The sequence below is a fragment of the Proteiniclasticum aestuarii genome, from assembly GCF_017368455.1.
Lineage (GTDB): Bacteria > Bacillota > Clostridia > Clostridiales > Clostridiaceae > Proteiniclasticum > Proteiniclasticum aestuarii.
The window spans coordinates 36,619-58,412 of record NZ_JAFNJU010000004.1 but is presented as its reverse complement, the minus strand read 5'-3'; the positions used below and the strand labels follow the sequence as shown (position 1 = coordinate 58,412).

Sequence of the window (21,794 nt, the reverse complement as noted above, 5' to 3'; positions counted from 1 at the left end):
CTTCTCCCTGTGGGGTGATCGGTCTGTTTCAGGTCAGGAAAAGAGTCCTCTGAAGAAATCGGCGATGGATTCCATGAGGTCCTTGAAGAAGCCTGTGATGCCGGTCTTTACTTCATCATCCAGACCATCCCAGGTGGATTTCACATCCTCCAGAAGGTCTCCGCCTTCTTCAATGAGGTTCTTTCCGAAATCCTTGATGGCTTCTTTCTGCTCATCGGTGAACTCCAGCTCGGAGAACTTGCCCATGAGATCGATGAGTCTCTGCTTGTTTTCTTCTGTGAGCACATCACCCAGATTATAGTTGTTGATGACGGTATTCACGATGCTGATGATGGTAGTCTCTGAAATCTCACCATTGTTGTCGTCTTTTTCCTTCTGGATCTGGGCTTTGATTTCCGCAATGGCTGCGTTCAGAAGATCATCTGAGAATCCTTCTTTTCCTTCGTTTTCTTCACTGATGTCGGAGGTCTCCTCCAGTTCTTCCTGGGCGGCGACGATGTTCTCCTCCGGAAGCTCCACATTGGCATCGCTGAAGGCTTTGTAGACACCAGCCAGTGCACCGGAACCATCCACCGCTTTCACGGAGGCGATTCTGATGTTGAGATTCACAGCGCCTGCTGTGATGGCGGCGTTCTGATACTGGGCAGGGGTGATTTTCGTGATGGTCTGTGGGGTGATGATTTCCACGTTGACCCCTTCATTGGTGTCGGCAGGTTCAAGATATACGGAGGAATAGACCTGATAGTAGTCATAGTCGTTATGCAGGATATCGTTCAGCTCATCGATCCTCACTTCGATTTCCGTTGCATTCTCACTTGTATCAAGAAGATCTGCGGTGGAAGCCTTTTCCGCATCCGTCAGGCTTTCCCCGTAGGCGAACACCGGCTGGGTGAGCTCAGAGGCATAAGCCTTCTTTTCTGCCAGGAAGGAGAAAGAGAGGGCCATAACCATCATGATGGCCAGGAGAGGGGTCCATGTCTTCTTATTTCCGATTTTTAGTTTCATCATATCATACTCCTTTTAGGTATCGTTTTTGTGATTGGCGATTATGCTTATAGGTCAAAGGATAGCACAGAGTTCTTAAGTTCTGGTGTAGAATGCTTTAATATTTCATAAGTCTCAGATGCTTCCTTTTTCAGAACTGCTGCGCTGTCTTTTTTGCCTGCTTAAGAAATTTGAGAACGAAGCGTGATAAACCGATGCATCATCTTCCGATTCATGAGATAATGAAAAAAATCAGTGCAAAGAAACGAGGTGCAGCATGAATCAGTTCGGAATCAGGGTAGGGATGAAGAAAAAAGACGCTTTTGAGGGATGGTTCTGTAAAGTGGATGACCGGAAAAACGATCTGATGTTTTCCGTCATATGGGGCTATACGACCCATGAAGAGACCCGGCATGCTTTTCTACAGTTCACCAGCAGCCTGGATCAGAAGACGTCTTATATCCGCTATCCCATAGAGACCTTCTCCTTCGAGAAGGATCCCTTCGTTCTTCGGATTGGAAAGAACAGTCTGTCGGAAAAGGAGATGGTTCTGGATTTTATACTGAATGGAAATCCGGTGAAAGGCACATTCTACTTCAGCAGATTCACACCTATCCGAACATCTTTTCTGAAACCTGGCATCATGGGATGGCTAACGCCCTTTCCAAATGAATGCAACCATGCCATCATCAGCATGGACCATGAGGTCAACGGGAACCTCCGGATCGGAGAAAGAAACTGGACAGTGGAACAGGCCCCCGGGTACATGGAGAAGGACTGGGGAACAGGTTTTCCCAGAGAATATGTATGGGTCCAGGCCAATGACTGGGAAAAAAGCTCCGTGGCCTTCAGCTATGCCACGGTGCCTGTCCTGGGAAAGCACGCCAAAGGGTTCTTTCTCGTGCTTCATCATGAAGGAGAAGAATACAGATTCTCCAGCATAGAGGGAAGCAGGATGCGTCGCTTCAAAGTGCGGGAGGACTCCTTTGTGGCTGTCCTCACCAAAGGGGCATACAGCGTGGTTATCCGGGCAAAGCAGGCTCATCCTCTGGCGCTGGCCTCTCCGCACCATGGAGAAATGAAGGCGAAGATCAAGGAATCTCTGGATGGGAGAATGGATGTGCGTCTTCAGAAAAACGGAAAGGATCTGATTCTCCTTGAAACCGAAAGGGCATCCATAGATGTGCACTATTAGAACTCTATAATCAGGGTTTTCGCTTCATCTGGAGTGGAAGCCCTGATATTTTTTCACATGACATGGATAATATGGAAACGTTATGAATATTTTGTCAAAGTTATTCGGCTGTGTAGTGAGAATAACCAGCAGGGTTTATAATACAGCTATAGAATAGAATAGGGTTATGTCGAATAATACATAAACCGATTATGCAATCATATTTGTTGTAATATAATCCGATGCAAAGATTTAATGTAAATAAAAATGAGGGGATCCCAATGAGAGAGAAGTACCTGTATGCCCTGGAGGATTCTTCCATCGGAATCAAAGGAGGATCCAAGTCCAGTAACCTGCGCTATCTGATCCGAAAAAACTATGCTGTACCCAAAGGATGTGTCCTGAGCTGGGATGCGCTATCGGACTATCTCCTTCTGGGAGAATCGGTTCTTATGGAGATCCGTGAGGAGCTCAGAGGATACATACAGCCGGATAAGGTCTATGCGGTTCGCTCGTCTGCATCCATAGAAGACCACAGCGAGTTTTCTTGTGCTGGTCTTTTTCAGAGCTATCTTAATGTGCGGGGAGAAGAGGAAATCATCACCTCTATCATGAAGGTCTGGCAGTCCTTGTATGAGGAGAAGCTTCGGGCCTACTGCGTGACCAACCATATAGACACCCAGTCGATTCTTATGGCGGTGATCATTCAGGAAATGGTCGATGCCAGAACGTCTGGGGTTATTTTTTCCAAAAATCCCATCACCGGTCTGTCTGAGATCATCATTGAAGCTGGAGAAGGAAACGGCGATGAGCAGGTGCGGGCCAGGACGAGTCCGGAGCGATGGGTGTCCAAATGGGGCAACTGGATCGAAAAGCCGGAGGAGCACATCATCACGGAATCCTTCGCGAAAGAACTGGCTGAGCACGCCCATAACCTTGCGAAATCCTATGGGAAACCCGTGGATCTGGAATGGGCTCACGACGGGGAAAGGCTCTATTTTCTCCAGGTGCGTCCCATCACCCAGCTGGATATCCCCATTTATTCCAACCGCATCACCAAAGAAATGCTTCCAGGCATCATCAAGCCCCTGGTGTGGTCCGTGAACACGACCATGATCAATAAGATCTGGACGCAGATTCTGGTACAGCTCACAGGGGATACCGGCATAAACCCGGAAACGCTCACAGGCTATTACTATGGACGAGCCTACTTCAATATGGCTCTTTTCGGGCAGGTCTTTGAAAGCCTGGGTATTCCCTATGAAGGGCTGGAGCTTCTGCTGGGACTGGAACAGGATGGTCCCAGAAAGCCCCACATGAAACCTGGTATGAAGGCTGTGAAAAGGCTGCCTGGATTTGTGAAAATCTCGAGAAGCTTTCTGACGGCAGAAAAAAGATACCGGAAAATGGAGCCTTTGAAATGGAAGGTCTACGAGGACATCAGGGAGGAGCTTAGCCGAAGCGGCTCCCTGGACGAGGATCTTATGATCGCAAGAAGGATTTCTGAAGAAACGGAGGATGTGGCCTATTTCAATATCATGCTACCCATGGAGCTGATGATGCATCACAGAATGCTGGCAGGGTTTCTCAGAAAGCAAGGCTATGACATCCGTAACCTCCTTCTTGAAGGGGTGGAGGATGCGGCCAACAAGTACAGCCCCCATTACCATCTGACAGAGCTCAAGAAGAAATACCAGCTGCCCAAAGCCTCCTTGACGATAGAGGAGAAAGAGAATCTGGAAAAGGACATTTCCGTCTTCCTGGAACGATTCGGGCACTTCAGTGACAGTGGCAATGACTGCTCGAAGATTCCGTGGCGGGAAACGCCGGAGCTGATCCTGAAAATGGTTGAAATGGCAGCGGAACCGCTGAAGGAAGACGAAAGAATGCGGTTTGATGAACTGAAGCTGCCCATGGGCAAGAGAGGCCTCTATGGCGTATTCTACAGAAGAACCAGTCGCTATGCGGTGCTGCGCGAATCCATCAGCTCTCTCTACACCTTCGGCTATGGACAGTTCCGAAATGTCTTCGTGAAGATCGGAAGTGCGCTGGCCAAAGAAGGGCTCCTGGAGGATCAGGAGGATGTCTACTATCTCTACTGGAAGGAGCTGGTGGAGCTCATCGAAGAGAAGAAGACGCTTCCGCTGAAGGAGCTTGTCAGGCAGCGGAAGGAAGAGCTTGCGGGCTATGAGAAGAGGAGTGTTCCGGAGATCATCGTAGGGAAGGAGCAGCCACCCTGCCAGGAGGACACCTGTGAGGATTACAGGGGCATTCCCACCTCCCTTGGTGTATACAGCGGACCCGCACGGGTGCTGAACGGTTTTTCGGATTTTGAAAGACTGCTGGAAGGAGATGTTCTCATCATTCCCTATTCCGATGTGGGCTGGTCACCGCTTTTTGCCAGAGCAGGAGCGGTCATCGCCGAATCCGGAGGGATTCTCTCCCACAGCTCCATTGTAGCCAGAGAATACCGGATTCCTGCAGTGGTTTCCGTACCGGGTGCCTGCAGAATACCGGATGGGATGCGTGTCACAGTGGATGGGTACAGCGGAAACATCTTTGTGGAAAAGCAGTGAAGGGGAGGAATACGAAATGACGGAAGAATTCATGATTCTGCTCCTTGCTGGGGGCGCAGGTTACCTTATCGGTTCCATTTCTTTTGCGCGGCTCATTTTCGCATGGAAGAGGCCGGGAGAAGAGCCCCCACGGATCAGAACCGTGTCCACAGACGGCGAGGTGACGATCACCTCTCATGCCGTAGGAGCGACCAATGTCATGATGGGTCTGGGCAGGAAATGGGGACTGACGACCATGTCTCTGGATCTTCTGAAATCCTTCATCCCCATGGCGCTCCTTAAGGTGGCTTATCCCGAAATGCCCTACCATCTGCTCCTGGGTCTCTTCGTGCTGATTGGTCATTTGTGGCCCATCTGGCATGGCTTCCGGGGCGGAGGAGGAAATTCCTCTGCACTGGGGATGATCCTTGCGGCAAGTCCCCTGGGATTTCTGGTGACCCAGGTGTCCGGGATGCTCATCGGGATGAGGTTTCCCGTGTTCACGTTTCTTGCAGGGGTGGCCATGACCATTCCCTGGTTCATGATGACCAAAGGCGTGCTCAGTTATGAAACGGGCTTTGCTGTGGCCATGACGGTTCTGTATCTTCTGGGGCAGCTCCCGGAGACGATGCAGTTTCTCCGGTACAAAAAGGCTGGCTACAGTTTTGATACGAAGCATGTGGTGAATATGATGAAGCATGTTTCCAGAAGAAAACATATGGAGAATGAAGCAGGAAGGAAGGGATCCCTATGACCGTGCTCAGTGCCAGTGATCTGAGGAAAATATACGAAATCGGCAAGCAGAACGTCCATGCCCTGGATGGCGTGAGCCTTCAGGTGGAAGAGGGAGAATTCGTTGCGGTGATGGGGCCTTCCGGCAGCGGAAAGAGCACCCTTCTTCATCTTCTGGGAGGACTGGACCAGCCCAGTGGAGGCGACATCACCCTGGCAGGCATCAAGGTGTCCCTTCTATCGGACCAGGAGGCTACGCTTCTTCGCAGACGAAACATCGGTTTCGTCTTTCAGTTCTACAATCTTCTGCCGACCCTCAGTGCGAAAGAGAACATCCTCCTGCCTCTCATCATTGACGGGAAGAAACCAAGAGACCATGAAAAGCGTCTCCAGGAGCTGCTCCTAAGGGTAGGGCTGTCGGACCGGGCCGATCATCGGCCCAGTGAACTCTCCGGTGGAGAGCAGCAGAGAGTGTCTCTTGCCCGGGCCCTGATCACCCAGCCCAAGGTGCTTCTGGCCGACGAGCCCACGGGAAATCTGGACTCCAGAACCGGGAATCAGGTCATGGAGCTTCTGGGAGAGCTTTCCAGAGATCTTAATCAGACCATCATCATGGTCACTCATGACCCTAAGGCGGCAGCCCATGCGGACAGGGTGGTTTTTCTTCAGGACGGAAGAATCAGAGAAGAAATATCACTTACCGGCATCCGAAGCATGCAGAAGAAAGTGAAAAGCGTGCTCAGCCGAATAGAGAGTTGGGAGTGATGGTATGAGGCTTTTAAGACTTGTGACCCTGCGTTCCATGTACAAACGGAAATCCAGAAGCATTCTGACTCTTTTCGGCATCATCATCGGTGTTGCCGCCATTTTCTCCATCAATCACGTGAATGAGAAGGCCTTTCAGTCCCTGACGGAATTCTTTGAAGGGACATCAGGAAAAGTGCAGCTGGAAATTGCCAGTGCATCTCTGGGCGAGACCCTGGAGGAAGAGGTTCTGATTCAAGTGAGAGAAACGGAAGGAGTGAAGACCGCCGTCTCCATCCTGGAAACCACAGCGCTCATAAGGAGCGGGGAAGAGGAGGAAGAACCCCTATCCATAGGCTTCTCCGGTCTGGGACAGGAGGGGTTCACTTTGCATGCCATCCATCCTTCAGAAGACCGGGAGCTGAGAGACTATATCCTGAAGGAGGGAGAGATGTTCCAGGCAGAGGACGAGGCGAAGATTCTCCTCGTCTATGATTATGCCATGGAGAAGGAGATCAGAACCGGGGATCGAATCAGGATCCAGATGGAGCATGGGGTGGAAGAGATGCTGGTATCCGGACTTCTTCTAAAGGAAGGAGCCGGCATGACGAATCTCGGGAAGTTCGGTATCATTCCGTTAGCCTATGGGCAGAAGATCCAGGGGAAGGAAGGCCGGATCACCAGGATTGATCTTATTTCCTCAGAGCCGGTGGGCAATACAGAAGGACTGGAGAATTTGAAGGAGAGACTCCAGGCAGAGCTTGGGGATGGGGTTCTAGTGAACTATCCCGGCAGAGAGGGAGAGGATACCAGTCAGATGCTGGGTGGTTATCAGATCAGTCTGAACTTCATGGCTGGCATTGCTCTGTTTGTAGGCGCCTTTCTCATCTACAACGCCTTGTCCATGACGGTGGCGGAACGGAAAAAGGAAATCGGCGTGCTCCGCTGTGTGGGCATGACCAGAGGGCAGATGACCGGGCAGATTCTTTTCGAGGGTCTTCTTCTGGGCCTTCTGGGTTCTGTTTTCGGAGTGCTGCTGGGCATCCTGCTGTCGGATGGACTTTCGGGCATCATGGAGAACATTCTGGGCAGCCCCATTGAAAAGGGCGGATTTGCACCGAAGCTCATTCTCCTCAGCATCTCGGTAGGGCTGTCAGTGACGCTTTTATCGGCGGTGCTTCCCGCCATCCAGGCAGGAAAAGTCTCGCCCCTGGAAGCGATGAGAAAGAACGAGGGGAAGAAAAAGAAAGCCATGGAGAGATTTCTATGGATTCCGGGCCTTCTTCTTCTGGCTGCTTCCATCGGCATTCTCCTCTGGAATCCCTTTCCCTATGATGTGCAGTTCAGGCTGGGCAGCATGACGGTCTTTATGCTTTTTCTGGGTGCTACCCTGCTGATTCCTGTGACCCTTTCCCTCTGGCAGGTTCTTGTGAAATGGCCCTTCAAGATGCTTTTCGGTGGCATCGGAGACATCGGCATCCGAAACATTCAGCGCTCCAGGAACAGAACCATGCTCACTGTGGCGGCGCTGATGGTCGGGGTGTCCATGATTGTGGCCACCCAGGGCATCACGGGATCCTTCAAAGCGGATCTCATGGAATGGATGGATGCCTACCTCGGTGGAGACATCTTCATAAACTCTTCCATACCCGTGACTTTGGATGTCCGAGAGGAGATGGCAGCCATTTCTGGCGTAGAGGTGGTATCTCCTTCTGCAGCCCATCCAGTGGTCTGGTTAAACGATGGGGAAGAGGAGGACGTGACGTTCATCGGCATCGATCCGGAAGCCTACAGCAGAGTGACGAAATTTGTCTTCACGGAAGAGGAGGTGGAGGAGGAGAAGGTGCTGGAGCAGCTGAAAGAAGGGGGCTACCTGCTCATTTCCGAAGTGATTTCCAGCAAGTACGATGTACAGACGGGGGATGAGATTTCACTGAAAACCCAGGAAGGCGTCAGAGCGTTTCAGGTGTCTGCCGTTGTGCTGGATTTTTCCAGCCAGGGTCTTGTGGTCACAGGAAACCTCACGGACCTTGAAACCTTCTTTGGCGTCGGGGAAGGGAACAGCTTTTCTCTGAAGACCGTGGAGGGATCCGATGTGACGGCGGTGGCGTCGGAGATGAAGGAGACCTTCAGAGACGACTATGATTTTCTCATCGAATCCAATGTGACGCTGAAGGAGCTGGCGGACCGGCTCATGAGCCAGGCTTTTGGCATGTTTGACGTGCTGGGGGTTCTTTCCGTCATGGTGGCGGCTCTTGGGGTGCTCAATACCCTCACCATGAGTGTCATGGAAAGAACCAGGGAAATCGGCATGCTTCGGACCATGGGGATGACCCGGTTTCAGATTGTGAAGATGATCGAGTCGGAAGCAGGGCTTCTCGGAATCATCGGAGGGGCTTTGGGGCTTCTCCTGGGCATTCTTCTGACCTGGATTCTTCTTCAGGCCATGGGGGCCATGTCCGGCTATCAGCTGGAATTCATGATGCCTGTGAAGGCCATCTGGATGAGTATTCTGGTCTCCCTTGTGACGGCTTTTCTGGCAGCTCTGTTTCCTGCGGTCAAAGCATCCAGAACACCGATGCTTTCTGCCATCCATTATGAGTGAGCAGGGTGATTGAAGAACCTGAAGGTAAAGGGTAGAGAAGATGATGCAAAAGTATCGATGAAATGCTGTAAAAGGAAGTGTTATGACTGTATGGGGAAAACCTGTGCAGTCATTTTTCTTCATATCTGACCGGCTCAGCGGTATACTGGTAGTAGAAGTGATCGACATAGCAGAAGGAAAGGAGGTTTTTACAAGTGGATAAGAAGAATGCCCGTGAAGCAGTGGAGGAGATGACCTTGCTTCTTCTCTACCTGACCCGATTCAGTGAGAAGGAGGGAGGATTCACTACGGAAAATCTGTCCTGGAAGGGATATCCGTTTACGGTGCTCAACAGCTTTTCGGATCAGGGTTTCATCAGTCAGGGAAAACACCCGTCCAGATCGAAAAGTGTCTGGATCACACCGGAAGGGGTAGCGCAGGCGAGAAGACTTCTTGAGCAGTACGGAATTGAGGAAAGGAAAGAATGATGGAATGCCGATGACGGTTTCTGTTTCCGGATCACATTCTGGAAAGAGGACTGGATTATTACGACAAAGAATAAGTGGGAAAGCTTACTGTGGAGAAAATCTGAAAATTCAGGTATCATGAAGATAGGACGTGTAACAGATAGAACGGAACTGGAGGAAACCATGAGAGAGTTTTTTGATTCCATGAATCCCTTATATGTAAGAGCAGGCGTATTTCTTCTTGCGGCCATCATTTTATATGTGTCGGCCAAGAGAATCCTGAACCGGTTCTATGCTACTCTGCAGGAGCAGAACAAGTGGTATTTCACGAAGAAGATCGTCATGAATACCATCTACCTTGTAATCTTTCTGATCTTCGTCTTCACCTTCAGTGATAAGTTCCAGGGCCTTTATACAACTCTTGGCCTGGCTGGAGCAGGCATCACCTTTGCCCTTCGCGAAGTCATTGTAAGCTTTGCGGGCTGGTTCGCCATTCTCTTCGGTGACTTCTTCAAGGTGGGCGACCGGGTGCTTCTCGGAGGAATCAAGGGAGATGTCATTGACCTGGGGATTCTTCGTACAACCCTTATGGAAATCGGAGACTGGGTGGATGGAGACCAGTACAACGGGAGAATCGTAAGAGTGGCCAACAGCTTCATCTTCACGTCTCCAGTGTACAATTACTCGGCCAGCTTTCAGTTTGTATGGGATGAGATTCATATTCCCATCCGATTCGGCAGTGACATTAAACTTGCCAGAAGCATCATCAAAAGAATATCCGATGAGGTCCTGGGAGATGTTTCCGTCAGCGCGAAGAATGCCTGGTTTGAGATGCGCAAGCATTTCAGGCTGGAGGATGCGGCCCTTGAAAATCAGATCTTCCTGACCTTTGATGACAACTGGGTCACCTTGTCCCTTCGTTATGTGGTGGACATCAAAAAGAGAAGAATCACAAAAGATGAGCTGTTCACGAAACTTCTGGAAGAGCTGGAACAGCATCATGGAGAGATTGAACTGGCATCCCAGACCATTGAAATGGTGGACTACAACAATAACCTGTAAGTCCCTGGATTCTGGTGTTCAGTTGGAAGAGTCATGAATCGTGTTCTGATGGATTTCCAGAAAGATAAGTATAAGAAAACCATGAAGAATAATATGGAAGGTAAGGATAATCAGATGAATCATAAAGAAAGAATGCTGAACGAGCTGCCCTACAAAGCCTGGATGGATGGACTGGAAGAGGAGCGGATGCTCTGCAGAGAAAAAATATACGAGTACAATCATCTTCATCCCAGAGAGCATCAGAAGCTTCCGGAGATGATGAAGGAGCTGCTCGGAAAGACAGGCGAAACGGTGAACATAGTGCCGCCGTTTCATTGCGATTACGGATACAATATAGAGGTGGGCGAAAACTTCTTCGCCAATTATAATTTCCTGGTTCTTGATGTGGGGAAGGTCCTCATCGGAGACAATGTGCAGGTGGCGCCCAATGTGGCCATCTACACAGCTGGACATCCCCTCCATGCTGAGATGAGAAATACAGGCTATGAGTATGGCATCAACGTCACCATCGGCGACAATGTATGGATCGGGGGCAATACGGTGATTCTTCCTGGTGTCACCATCGGTGACAATGTGGTCATCGGGGCAGGAAGTGTGGTTGGCAAGGATGTGCCTGCCAACATGATTGCTGTGGGCAATCCCCTGAGAATCATCCGGGAGATCACGGAAGAGGACAGACCCTACTACTATAAAGATCGTACCTATGATGAGGAGTCCTGGAACGAGATTCAGGAAATGCTGAAGAAATAAGGAGAACCGATAACGCCTGAATCTATGCGTTATCGGTTTTTTTAGTCTTTGAGAAAAGATCGGTTCCTTTTCTGGAAATACTGTTATTTTCTGTTTATCATTGACAAATGTTCATACTGATTGTACTGTATATATGTGTCTATAACACAGAGGAGGGATGAGGTTGAAAATTGTCATAACGAATCGTTCCAATACACCCATTTACGAACAAATTAAAAATCAGATTATTGAAGCGATTCTTACGGATGAACTGAAAGAGGATGACCTGCTTCCTTCCATCAGGCAGCTGGCCAAAGATCTTAAAATCAGTGTCATTACCACAACAAGAGCCTATAAGGATCTGGAGGAAGAAGGGTATGTGGTCAATGTCCAGGGGAAGGGATGTTATGTTCTACCCAAGAATGAGAACCTGAATTTTGAGAATGTGATGCAGAAAATCGAAGGACATTTATTTGATATATTCGAGCTGCAGTCCAGAATTTCTATGACCGATGAAGAACTTCTGGATGTGATCAGAACCATCATGGAGGAAAACAGAAATGGATAACGCAATCAAAGTAAACGGACTAAAAAAGAAATATAAACAGTTTCTTCTGGACAGCATCTCTTTTGATGTGCCCAAGGGATACATCACAGGATTCATTGGCCCCAATGGTTCAGGGAAGACCACAACGATCAAGTCGATCTTATCCTATATCAGACCGGATGAAGGAAAAATCCAAGTACTGGATGAAGAGGTGAAGGAGAGCAATGCCTACCTTGAGAAAATCGGTGTGGTCATGGACGCAGCATTTCTCGTGAAGGACTGGTCTGTGAAAGATGTGGAGAAAAGTCTTGCTCCATTCTACAGTAACTGGGATTCCGCTGTCTTTCATGAGTATCTGGAGCGCTTCAGGATTCATGAGACGCTGAAGGTGAAGGAGCTCTCACGAGGCATGACCGTGAAGCTCATGATTGCAGCAGCTCTTTCCCATGGCGCAGAGCTTCTGGTGCTGGACGAACCGACCAGCGGGCTGGACCCGGTGGCGCGGGAAGAAATCTGTGAGATCCTCCAGGAGTTTGTGAGAGATGAAAGGCACAGCGTATTCTTCTCCACCCATATCACTTCCGATCTGGAGGAAATTGCGGATTACATCATCTTTCTCATCAACGGAAAGATTGTCTATAAGGGTGAAAAGGACCAGCTGATGGAAAATTACCTGTTGATTAAAGGCGGGAAGAAGGAGCTTCAGTCTCTTGATCAGGAGAAGCTCATAGGACTCAGAACCCATGCTACGGGATTTGAGGCTGTGATCCTGAAAGAGGATGCGACTCATCTGAAGGAGCAGCTCATCATGGAGCCTATTTCACTTGAAAAGCTCATCATTTTCTTTAATCGAGGTGCACTGTAATGAATAAAGTAATGAATTTCGTGAAACTGGATTTCATGACCATAAAGCCCTATCTGACACTGAAGAATCTCTTCATCGTCCTTGGCGTGGCAACATTTCTCGCCTACAGCAACAAATCCGTCATGGCACCGCTGTCCATGGTCATCGCGTTCATAACACTGTATATGAGCTATCCCTTTGCAGTGGGCGAACAGAACGGAATCGATCCGCTCTATATCACCCTGGGTCTGGATCGGAGCACTGTGGTCCTTGGGCGGTATCTCTGGGCGTTTTTCATGAATGTCATCGGATTGATACTTGGCAGCATCATTTCCATCGCACTGGCACTGATTCTTGATCTTCCCATCATCTGGAGTGAATATGTGCTGATTCTTCTGGTGGTCCTGATGATATTCACCATTGTGCAAGCACTCCAGATTCCACTGTATTTCAAGCTTGGATATGCCAAGGCGAAATCGGTGGCCTATCTGCCTTTCCTGCTTTTGAGCGTAATCGTGATCATCGCCGTGAATGCAGGGAAATCCATTCCTTTTGAAAAGCTGGAAGCAGTCCTTCACTTCATAGAGACCAATCAGATTGTCGTGGCAGGAGCAGCCCTTCTCATCTGGACTGGAATCATGTACCTTTCTTTCTCCTTTTCCAGCAGATGGTACAAGAAGAGAGAATTCTAGATAGGATCAATTTGTAGAAACTGATATGGAACCCTGGCATAACATGCTGAGGTTCCATTTTCTGTTTTCACAATAAATACAGTTTCTAAAAAATGCTCTTATTCTCTTTATAAGGGAATCTGTTGACAATATCAATCCTCGATATTACAATATCCTTATATGATATCGATAGTTGATATTGAAGCGAGGTGTTGAGATTGGCGAAGAAAGCGCTGGATGGTCTGACCGAAAGCATGTACTACGTTCTCATGGCTTTTCAGAAGCAGGAGATGTGCGGTACGGATGTGGTGGAGTTCATTGAAAACAAGACGAGAAGAAGGGTGGTCATGGGTCCCGGAACCCTCTATACCATTCTGGCAAGATTTGAAGAAGAAGAAATCATCGAAGAAACAGCAGTGGAAGGAAGAAAACGGACCTATCAGGTTACGCTGAAAGGGAAAAGACTCTTTCAGGAGGAACTGTATAGGCTGAAGAAATGCGTTATGGACGGGGAAAGTGAGGTAACACCATGAAGATGAAAAGGAAAATGATTCCCGTGGATGTCTATGACATACCGGCCATGCAGAGCTATCTCGGCGATATGGCAGCAGAAGGACTTTTCCTGAGAAAGGTCGGAACATATGGACACTTTGAGGAAGGGGAGCCCAGAAGAGTCCTCTACCGGATGGAACCACTTATGAGGGACGAGAAGATGCCCCGAGAGGATCAGATGGAAGCTTATAAGGACTATGGCTGGGACTATGTATGCACCATCGCGAACGGATTCCATATCTACAGCACGGAAGAAAAAGACTACAGGGAGCTGCATACGGACCCTGTGACCCAGAGCTATGCCTTTTCCCATCTTGAAAAGAAGCTGAAGCTATCCAGCCGAGTCTATCTCCTGTCCCTTCCGATTATGGTAGTCCTGATTCTACTGCCTGTGTTTCAGATGGATCAGCCGCTTCTTTTTGCTGTGCGCTACGGGAACAGTTCTTATCAGGTCATGTTGCTGATTCTCTATGCATTTCTGTTTCATCAGATTCATGCAAGCAGAAAGAAGCTGAAACTGCTTCTGGACGGTCTGGAGAAGGGAGAAGAATTACCCAGGAAGCGTACATACCGGAAAAACTATGGTCCCTATGTCATCAACGGGATTCTGGGATTGTTCGGTGTGATCATGATCATCAACTCTGTTCTCATGATGACCAGAGGATGGGAGAAGAATCTGGCAGAGATCACTGAGCCCATCCCCATGATTCAGCTTACGGATATCGAGCAGACGGAAGGATTCGTCAAAGATCAGGACGGGTACAGAAATGAGGAAATCCGCTATGACTGGACGGAGCTTGCTCCGGTGATCTACGAACTCCATCAGAGTGGTGAGGTGAAGGGGGAAATGTGGGCAGATGGATCGGGCACCTATTCTCCTTACCTGAGCAGCGAGTATTATGAAGTGCGGTTTGCCTTCCTTGGAAATCCTCTGGTCAAAGAGCTCATGGAAGATGCACTGGAGTTTCACCGATACAGACCCATCCAGCATCAGGAGCTTTTCATCGACGGTTTTGATGATGCCATTCTGGTGAAGAGTGAAGATACACAGATGTTCTTCGGGCGGATCGGGCGAAGTGTGCTCTATGTCCGGTATCACGGCTATGAAGACCTGTCCGCTCATCTTGATGAGATCTATGACACCTTAAGAAACTATCAGAAAGAGAAAATGTGATGGATTCTGTCCTGCTATAAGGAAACCATGAACTCCGTGATGAAAATCCGGGGTTCTGTTTCTTGTTTGGGCTGTTTACGTCGGAATGAAATAGAGGCTGCCAAGGAGAAGAGGCATAATGATGGAGAGAAGTCCCATGACAAGAGGCTTCAGTAATCAGTCTGGTCTAGGGTTAAGGAAAACATAAGAATTTCTTTGTTTACAGCCTTATTATATGGTGCTAAAATGAAAAAAGATTTCCGACCGACCGTTCGGTCGGAGTGTTCCGAGGAGGATAATGACATGTTTTCGAAATACAGTGTAAAAAAACCATATACCGTAGTGGTGGCGGTGATACTCACCATTGTTCTAGGGGTCATCTCATTTATGGGGATGAAGACCGATCTTCTGCCCACCATCGATCTGCCATTTGTTGTGGTCCTCACCCCCTATCCAGGCGCAAGTCCCGAGAAGGTGGAGCAGCTGGTCACAAGGCCCATGGAGGCGGCGCTGGGAACGTCCAGTGGCCTCAGCAGCATTCAGTCCGTTTCCAGCGAGAACTCCAGCATGATTTTCATGGAGTATGTCCAGGGAACGAATATGGACAGTGCCATGATCGAGCTTTCTGGAAGCATCGATCAGGTGAAAGGTGCCATGGATGAGGGGGTCGGTTCTCCGATCCTCATGAAGATCAGTCCCGATATGCTGCCTATTTTTGTCGCCAGTGTGGATGTGGAAGGCATGGAGCTGGATGAGCTTTCGGAATTCGCCGAAGAAGTGGTCATGCCATCCTTTGAAAGACAGGAAGGTGTTGCAGCGGTTACTGGAAGCGGCCTGGTGGAATCAAGGCTTGAGATCGCCCTGGTACCGGAAAAGATCGCAGCCCTTAATGATAAAGTGAAAGGTGATATCCAGACGGAACTGGCCAAAGCGGAAAATGAGCTGAAGGATGCACAGGAAGCCCTGGCATCCGGACAGAAGACGCTGGCATCTGAATCCACAAACCAGAAGCAGCAGATTGCAAAAGCCAGTACGGAGCTAAACAGCGCCATGGGCAATCTCAATGCCCTCCTGGCGGAAGAAGCCAGCCTTACAGCGGAAAAAGCGGCTCTGGAAGCCACAAGAGAACAGCTTGGAAGCATTCTGGACATGAACGCCGTCTTTGAAAGCCTTTTCCCGGATGGTGCGGAAAATCTCTCGCCGGAGGATTTCCAGGCCATTCTTGACAGCATTCAGTCTGGTGCCCCTGAAGGCATGGAAGGCATGACCCAGGAGGGGCTGGAACAGCTCTCTGATCAGGCGGCCGAAGCCATCAAGACGCTGATTGCCGTGGAACTGGATCTTCAGAGCATAAACATCCGCCAGATGACCTTGAACGCCATGAAGCCCCAGCTGGAAAGTGGACTGAGTGAGGCGAAAAGCGCCTATGAGCAGCTGGAAGCGGGGAAGATCACCATGGCCGTGGAACTGGCCAAGGCGGAAGTGCAGATGCAAAACGGTATGGCGGAACTGGATAAGGGACTGGCCGCTTTTGAAGAATCCAGAGAGGAAGCGCTGAGCAGCGCTGATCTCAATAACATCCTGACAGAAGAGATGATCGGGAATATTCTGAAGGCGCAGAACTTCAGCATGCCTGCAGGATACATCGCCGAGGGAGATGACCAGATTCTGGTCAAAGTGGGCGATAGTTTTGCTGAGCCTCAGGAAATCAGCACACTGGTGCTCTTCAGCATGGAACCCATTGGAGATGTCTATCTCAATGAAGTGGCTGAAGTGGGCAAGAAAGACAATTCCGAAGAACTCTATACCAAAATCAATGGAAACAACGGCGTCCTTCTGACATTCCAGAAGCAGAGCACTGCTTCCACGGCGGAGGTTTCTGATGCCATAGAAGCGGAAATCGAGAGACTGGAAGGGGAGCATGAAGGGCTCAGCATCACAGCCATGATGGACCAGGGGGACTATATCGACATGACCACTAACAGTGTCATGCAGAATCTGCTCTTCGGAGGAATTCTTGCGATTCTGGTTCTCATCGTATTCCTGCGCGATCTGAAGCCGACCTTTGTCATCGCGCTGAGTATCCCCATCAGTCTGACCTTTGCTGTGGTGCTCATGTACTTCAGTAATGTGACCCTGAACATCATCTCTCTGTCCGGTCTTGCACTGGGTGTCGGGATGCTGGTGGACAACAGTATCGTCGTCATCGAAAACATCTACAGACTTCGGAAAGAAGGCATGCCTGCAGATGAGGCAGCCATTCAGGGAGCCAAGGAAGTATCCGGAGCGATTTTCGCCTCCACGCTGACAACCATTTCCGTATTCCTGCCCATTGTATTCACAGAAGGAATCTCCAGGCAGCTCTTTACGGATATGGGGCTGACCATCGCCTACAGCCTGGTTGCCAGTCTCATTGTGGCGCTGACCCTGGTTCCATCCATGGGGGCTACCATTCTTCGAAAGACCAGCGAGAAGCCCCACAAGTGGTTCGACGGCACGACCCGTGCCTATGAGAAGGCGCTCGCTGTTGCCTTGAGATTCAAGCCGCTGGTGATACTTTTCGCCGTGGGCATGCTGGGGATCAGCATCTTCGGCGTCACGCGCATCGGTACGGCATTCATTCCTGAAGTGGATTCGCCTCAGATGTCTGCGACCTATGAAGCGCCGGACGGACTTTCCACCAGTGAAGTCAATGCGCTGAACGATGAAGTGGTGGAGAAGATCCGATCCATTGAAGCGGTGGAGACTGTAGGCGTCATGCGTGGCGGCGGAGCAGGCTTCATGGGATTCGGCGGAGGCGGCGGCATGCAGAGTGCTGATGCAAGCACCTTCTACATTCTGCTGAAGGATGAGAGAGAGATGACCAATCGCGATGTGGAAAGAATGATCTATGAAGTGATGGAAGACATGGACGGTGAAATCAGTGTATCGGCATCGAACATGGATCTGTCTGCCCTTGGCGGCAGCGGGATAGCCGTGGAGATCAAGGGATTCGACCTGGACACCATGGCGGAAATCGCCAAGGATACGGCGGCTCTTCTGGAAGATACGGAAGGAACCGACGAAGTAACAACGGGCCTTGAAGATGCAGGGGAAGAAATCCGGATCGAAGTGGACAAGGACAAAGCCATCGTGGAAAGACTCACCGTAGCCCAGGTGTTTGCGGAAGTATCCGCCGCGCTCAGCGAGGAAATCACGGCAACGCAGCTTACGGAAATGGGCACCAGCTATCCGGTTGTGCTTCTGAAGCCTGGCATGGATGGTCTTTCCCGAGAAACCATCGGGGACCTCTCCATGGATGTGACCTTACGAGATGGAACAGAGAAAACCATCATTCTGAAAGATATCGCCGATATTTCCGTGACGGAAAGCGTCATGTCCATCAGACGAATCAACTCCAGCCGGTACATGACGGTGTCCGCTTCCATCGCAGATGGCTACAACATCGGACTTGTAAGCAGAGACTTCGAGGAGAAGCTGAGCACGCTGGACGTGCCGGAAGGGTATGTGGTGACACTGGAAGGAGAGAACGAAACCATTCAGGACACCATGGGCGATCTGATCCTCATGATTCTTCTGGCTGTTGTGTTCATCTATCTCATCATGGTGGCACAGTTCCAGAATCTCCTGTCCCCGTTCATTGTGCTCTTTACACTGCCGCTGGCCTTTACCGGCGGATTCCTCTTATTGTTCATCCTGGGGATGGAGCTATCGGTCATTGCGATGCTTGGATTCCTGGTGCTGGCCGGCGTTGTCGTCAACAACGGTATCGTGTTCGTGGATTATGTGAATCAGCTGAGAGAAAGAGGATACAGCAAGCGGGAAGCCCTGCTGAAGGCGGGAACCACAAGGCTTCGTCCCATCGTCATGACGGCCTTGACGACAGTTCTTGCCATGACCACCCTTGCCATGGGTTATGGAAGCGGTGCGGAAATGATGCAGCCTATGGCCGTGGTTACAGTGGGCGGTCTTACCTACGCCACATTCCTGACTCTGTTCATCGTGCCCATACTCTATGACATCCTGAACAGGGAAAAGAAAAGAGATGTGGAGGAGAACAGACCTGCTCTTGGAGAGGAGGAGACCCATGCATAATATGGAGAAGTATTCACAGAAGCAGATCCAGATCTTTGAAGGGGTCATGACCCTTCTCAGGGAAGGAAGACAGATTCATGAACTGAAGGTGGCGGACATCGCGGAATCCTGCGGCATGGGCAAGAGTACAGCCTATGAGTATTTCTCCAGCAAGGAGGAAATCATAAGAGAAGCCCTGGGTTATCACCTGAAGCAGAATTTCATGGAGCTGACGGAGTCAGTATTCAAGGAAACGACTTTTAAGGCCATGGCCCGAAATGCGCTGGACTATCTGGAAAAAAGCCTGGAGGAACGATTCACAGGAATCTTTCTCATGCTGTTCACAGAAAAGCAGGAAAAAGTGAAAAGCGGGTCCTATATGGATGAAAAGATGATGATGCAGATGGAGAGTATCGTGCTTTATCAGGTTGAGCGGGCCATGATCCGTGGAAAAGAGGAAGGGCAGATTGCCGAAGAGATGACGCTGGAGGATGTGAGAATGACCACCTTCGGATTCTTCATGGCCTATGTCCATGAACTGATCCAGCTGAAAGTCACGGAATGCAGAATCCGGAGACCACAGCTCACTGAAGATCAGGTGAAGGAGGAAGTCATCATCCTGAAGGACAGAACACTGAAGCTGCTTCTGAAGACGCTGTCTTAGAGTAGAATGACCATAATACAAAACAGGACCCACCAGGGAATCCATTAGGAGACCATGGTGGGTTTTCATTTCAGATAAAGCATCAGCTCATCAGTAAGTCGGAGTATAGTCCAGATTATCGATATGGTCCAGAACCTCGATGTTGGTGATGGGATTCCCGGAAAGTCGAAGTTCTTCAAAGGATTCAAATTCTTCCAGGGGCTTCACATCCTCGATCTGGTTATTGATGAGTTCGATTTTCGTCAGGGTCCTGATCTCCTTCAGCGGTGTGATATCTGCTATGAGATTCTCGTAGAACTCGATCTGTTCAAGATTCGTAAGTCCTGACAGCGGAGAAAGGTCACTGATTCTGTTTCCGTAAGCGGATATCCGCTTCAGACCGGTCAGGGTTGCCACTGGAGAAAGATCCGCCACATTGTTCCAGTTGAAATGGAGGGTAGTGATTCCGGACTTTCCGCTGAGCGGACTGAGATCGGAGATTTCATTGGTGCCCAGGTTCACGCTGAGAAGGTTCGTGAAATCCTTTAGGAACGCGATGTCTTTCAGCCGGCTCTGATGGATCTGCACGATACGGATGGTTTTTCGGACGTTTTCCGGGATGCTGTTGTAGTCAATATCCGGCTGGAGATTGATGAAGAGCTTATCCAGATTCGGAAAGTGCTTCAGGTCTGCAAGGGTCTTCATGGTGCCGTGCCCCTCATATCGAACCCCGTCATACTCGAATGCATCCTCGTTGAACAGGATGATGCTCTCTTCGCTTTCTCCAGGAGCAGCCAGAAAGATGAATTCATCTGCTGTGATCTTGATGTTTGTGTATTGCTCAAGATCGCTGGGATAGAATTCCTCTTTTCCAAGTTCCTTCTTCAGAAGTTCCAGAAACAGCGGCTCTTCAAAGACGAGAGGTTTCTCTTCAGAAGGTGTATCCTGATTTGGGGAATCTTCGTTTTCTTCCGACTCCGGAATCTCAGAAGCCGGAGTCTCTGTCGAGGGGGTCTTGTTTTCTTCAGAGGAGCTGGCACAGCCCATGGTGATGACTAGGGCGAGTAGAACGGATAGAAGGATCTGGATTATTTTTTTCAAGTGTAGATTCATCTTCTTTCACTCCTTCAATGATGAGAGTTGTATCTCACTCATATTTATATTCTGATTTTACGCTCTTGCGGATTTCAAGACAATATATTTCTGGTTTCTCAGTGCTGCAAAGAGAAAAAGAGGAGAAGAACGTGAAAATGAACACGAAACTGACCTGCCTAAGCCCTAGTTTCGTGTTCATTTTTTCTTGGTGGACTGGTTTCATCTCAGTGCTTCTTCACCGATTCTTGCCAGGTCCAGTTCGATCAGGTCCAGTTTTTTCATCTTGAGAAATGCTTCCGTGATTCTTCTGATCTCCTCCTCCGTGCCTTCAAAGAGAATTCTGTTCATATCCTCCGGAACAATCTGCCAGCTGATGCCCTGCTGGTCCTTCAGCCATCCGCACTGCTCCGCTTCAGGAACATGCGAGAGTCTGTCCCAGTAGTAGTCGATCTCCGCCTGGTCCTTGCAGTTCACGATCAGGGAAAATGCCTCATTGAATGTGAAATCCCCACCTTCTCCATGATCCATGACCACAAGAGGAAAGCCTTTTATGGTGATTTCTCCATAGTTGATCCGGGCTTTTTCATGGTGTGGCTCCTCTGGATGATAGTAGGAGACTTCTCCTTTTTCACTGTGGGGGAATAAAGAAAGACTGGTTTCAATGAAGTCTTCCGCCTTCCCTAAAGCATCTCCGGCAAATAGAAGCACTGGTCTGATTCTTGGAACAGATTCATAGTCTTCTGTCAGCATCAGCTGCCAGGACAGTCCATAGCGGTCTTCGATCCATGCATACCAGGGACTGAAGGGATAGGTGTCCAGTGGCATCAGATCCTGGCCGCCTTCACGGAGCGCCTGATGGAGTCTGTCTACTTCTTCCTTGTCTCTGCAGGCGACCATCAGGGAAATGGAGGGGTTGAGTCTGAAAAAAGGACCTCCGCTGAGGGCATTGAAGTTCATGCCTGCCAGATCGAAATCCACAATCATGGCATCTCCGGAGGGCGTATCTGGGAGGATCTGAGTTCCATTCAGCTTGGAATCCTCAAATAGTGATATATAGAGCTGCGCCGCGTCAAGAGCTTCTTTGTCATACCAGAAATGAGGGACGATTTTCTGCATTTTCAATACCTCCTCATTAGATATTCATTGATTTTATGCCTGAATTATAGCAGAAATTTCTTTGATAA

General features: G+C 49.4%; 18 protein-coding genes. 15 read left to right on the top strand and 3 right to left on the bottom strand.

Annotation, left to right across the window (positions count from 1 at the left end):
* Positions 1-33: 33 nt before the first annotated feature.
* Complete coding sequence (locus J3A84_RS06295) at positions 34-1,008, bottom strand: DUF1002 domain-containing protein (protein WP_207599153.1); 975 nt, start codon at positions 1,006-1,008, stop codon at positions 34-36.
* 253 nt (positions 1,009-1,261) lie between these two features.
* Here J3A84_RS06295 and J3A84_RS06290 point away from each other — a divergent pair, with 253 nt between their 5' ends.
* From J3A84_RS06290 to J3A84_RS06220, 15 genes are all read left to right on the top strand, one after another.
* Positions 1,262-2,179, top strand: coding sequence for a tocopherol cyclase family protein (locus J3A84_RS06290; protein WP_207599152.1), 918 nt, complete (start codon positions 1,262-1,264; stop codon positions 2,177-2,179).
* Between the two features lie 260 nt (positions 2,180-2,439).
* Positions 2,440-4,734 carry a PEP/pyruvate-binding domain-containing protein gene (locus tag J3A84_RS06285; protein ID WP_207599151.1) on the top strand — a complete coding sequence of 765 codons (2,295 nt, stop codon included), beginning with the start codon at positions 2,440-2,442 and terminating at the stop codon, positions 4,732-4,734.
* A gap of 16 nt (positions 4,735-4,750) precedes the next feature.
* Positions 4,751-5,467 (top strand): glycerol-3-phosphate acyltransferase, encoded by a 717-nt coding sequence (locus tag J3A84_RS06280; RefSeq protein ID WP_207599150.1) that lies wholly within the window; start codon positions 4,751-4,753, stop codon positions 5,465-5,467.
* A complete protein-coding gene (locus J3A84_RS06275; protein ID WP_207599149.1) occupies positions 5,464-6,210 on the top strand; it encodes an ABC transporter ATP-binding protein in 747 nt (248 codons plus the stop codon). Before J3A84_RS06280 ends, J3A84_RS06275 begins: the two co-directional genes overlap by 4 nt.
* 4 nt (positions 6,211-6,214) lie before the next feature.
* Positions 6,215-8,794, top strand: coding sequence for an FtsX-like permease family protein (locus tag J3A84_RS06270; RefSeq protein ID WP_207599148.1), 2,580 nt, complete (start codon positions 6,215-6,217; stop codon positions 8,792-8,794).
* 194 nt (positions 8,795-8,988) lie between these two features.
* Positions 8,989-9,261: a DUF6429 family protein gene (locus tag J3A84_RS06265; protein ID WP_342590944.1), complete on the top strand. Its 273-nt coding sequence runs from the start codon at positions 8,989-8,991 to the stop codon at positions 9,259-9,261.
* A 162-nt stretch (positions 9,262-9,423) separates the two neighbouring features.
* Entirely contained in the window at positions 9,424-10,302 is an 879-nt protein-coding gene (locus J3A84_RS06260; RefSeq protein ID WP_207599147.1) for a mechanosensitive ion channel family protein, read from the top strand.
* 114 nt (positions 10,303-10,416) lie between these two features.
* Entirely contained in the window at positions 10,417-11,052 is a 636-nt protein-coding gene (locus J3A84_RS06255) for a sugar O-acetyltransferase (protein ID WP_207599352.1), read from the top strand.
* A 163-nt stretch (positions 11,053-11,215) separates the two neighbouring features.
* The gene (locus J3A84_RS06250; RefSeq protein WP_207599146.1) at positions 11,216-11,599 is read left to right on the top strand and encodes a GntR family transcriptional regulator; all 384 of its coding nucleotides are present in this window, start codon (positions 11,216-11,218) and stop codon (positions 11,597-11,599) included.
* A complete protein-coding gene (locus tag J3A84_RS06245) occupies positions 11,592-12,443 on the top strand; it encodes an ABC transporter ATP-binding protein (RefSeq protein ID WP_207599145.1) in 852 nt (283 codons plus the stop codon). Before J3A84_RS06250 ends, J3A84_RS06245 begins: the two co-directional genes overlap by 8 nt.
* Positions 12,443-13,114, top strand: a complete 672-nt coding sequence (locus J3A84_RS06240) for an ABC-2 transporter permease (RefSeq protein WP_207599144.1) — start codon at positions 12,443-12,445, stop codon at positions 13,112-13,114. The genes J3A84_RS06245 and J3A84_RS06240 overlap by 1 nt, the downstream gene beginning before the upstream one ends.
* 197 nt (positions 13,115-13,311) lie before the next feature.
* Positions 13,312-13,626: a PadR family transcriptional regulator gene (locus J3A84_RS06235; RefSeq protein WP_207599143.1), complete on the top strand. Its 315-nt coding sequence runs from the start codon at positions 13,312-13,314 to the stop codon at positions 13,624-13,626.
* Complete coding sequence (locus tag J3A84_RS06230; protein ID WP_207599142.1) at positions 13,623-14,819, top strand: DUF2812 domain-containing protein; 1,197 nt, start codon at positions 13,623-13,625, stop codon at positions 14,817-14,819. Before J3A84_RS06235 ends, J3A84_RS06230 begins: the two co-directional genes overlap by 4 nt.
* Positions 14,820-15,101: 282 nt before the next feature.
* Complete coding sequence (locus J3A84_RS06225; RefSeq protein WP_207599141.1) at positions 15,102-18,893, top strand: efflux RND transporter permease subunit; 3,792 nt, start codon at positions 15,102-15,104, stop codon at positions 18,891-18,893.
* The gene (locus J3A84_RS06220) at positions 18,886-19,536 is read left to right on the top strand and encodes a TetR/AcrR family transcriptional regulator (protein ID WP_207599140.1); all 651 of its coding nucleotides are present in this window, start codon (positions 18,886-18,888) and stop codon (positions 19,534-19,536) included. The genes J3A84_RS06225 and J3A84_RS06220 overlap by 8 nt, the downstream gene beginning before the upstream one ends.
* 90 nt (positions 19,537-19,626) lie before the next feature.
* Here J3A84_RS06220 and J3A84_RS06215 read toward each other — a convergent pair whose 3' ends face one another.
* Together J3A84_RS06215 and J3A84_RS06210 are read right to left on the bottom strand one after the other, a co-directional pair.
* Complete coding sequence (locus J3A84_RS06215; protein ID WP_207599139.1) at positions 19,627-20,616, bottom strand: leucine-rich repeat domain-containing protein; 990 nt, start codon at positions 20,614-20,616, stop codon at positions 19,627-19,629.
* 213 nt (positions 20,617-20,829) lie between these two features.
* Positions 20,830-21,726: a VOC family protein gene (locus tag J3A84_RS06210; RefSeq protein ID WP_207599138.1), complete on the bottom strand. Its 897-nt coding sequence runs from the start codon at positions 21,724-21,726 to the stop codon at positions 20,830-20,832.
* Positions 21,727-21,794 lie beyond the last annotated feature (68 nt).

Excerpts from the sequence above, each read along its gene's own strand:
- J3A84_RS06270 (WP_207599148.1), top strand. The coding sequence starts at position 6,215 with ATGAGGCTTTTAAGACTTGTGACCCTGCGTTCCATGTACAAACGGAAA.
- J3A84_RS06225 (WP_207599141.1), top strand. The coding sequence starts at position 15,102 with ATGTTTTCGAAATACAGTGTAAAAAAACCATATACCGTAGTGGTGGCG.
- J3A84_RS06295 (WP_207599153.1), bottom strand. The coding sequence starts at position 1,008 with ATGATGAAACTAAAAATCGGAAATAAGAAGACATGGACCCCTCTCCTG.
- J3A84_RS06290 (WP_207599152.1), top strand. The coding sequence starts at position 1,262 with ATGAATCAGTTCGGAATCAGGGTAGGGATGAAGAAAAAAGACGCTTTT.
- J3A84_RS06255 (WP_207599352.1), top strand. The coding sequence starts at position 10,417 with ATGAATCATAAAGAAAGAATGCTGAACGAGCTGCCCTACAAAGCCTGG.
- J3A84_RS06220 (WP_207599140.1), top strand. The coding sequence starts at position 18,886 with ATGCATAATATGGAGAAGTATTCACAGAAGCAGATCCAGATCTTTGAA.
- J3A84_RS06245 (WP_207599145.1), top strand. The coding sequence starts at position 11,592 with ATGGATAACGCAATCAAAGTAAACGGACTAAAAAAGAAATATAAACAG.
- J3A84_RS06280 (WP_207599150.1), top strand. The coding sequence starts at position 4,751 with ATGACGGAAGAATTCATGATTCTGCTCCTTGCTGGGGGCGCAGGTTAC.
- J3A84_RS06260 (WP_207599147.1), top strand. The coding sequence starts at position 9,424 with ATGAGAGAGTTTTTTGATTCCATGAATCCCTTATATGTAAGAGCAGGC.
- J3A84_RS06285 (WP_207599151.1), top strand. The coding sequence starts at position 2,440 with ATGAGAGAGAAGTACCTGTATGCCCTGGAGGATTCTTCCATCGGAATC.
- J3A84_RS06210 (WP_207599138.1), bottom strand. The coding sequence starts at position 21,726 with ATGCAGAAAATCGTCCCTCATTTCTGGTATGACAAAGAAGCTCTTGAC.
- J3A84_RS06230 (WP_207599142.1), top strand. The coding sequence starts at position 13,623 with ATGAAGATGAAAAGGAAAATGATTCCCGTGGATGTCTATGACATACCG.
- J3A84_RS06275 (WP_207599149.1), top strand. The coding sequence starts at position 5,464 with ATGACCGTGCTCAGTGCCAGTGATCTGAGGAAAATATACGAAATCGGC.
- J3A84_RS06240 (WP_207599144.1), top strand. The coding sequence starts at position 12,443 with ATGAATAAAGTAATGAATTTCGTGAAACTGGATTTCATGACCATAAAG.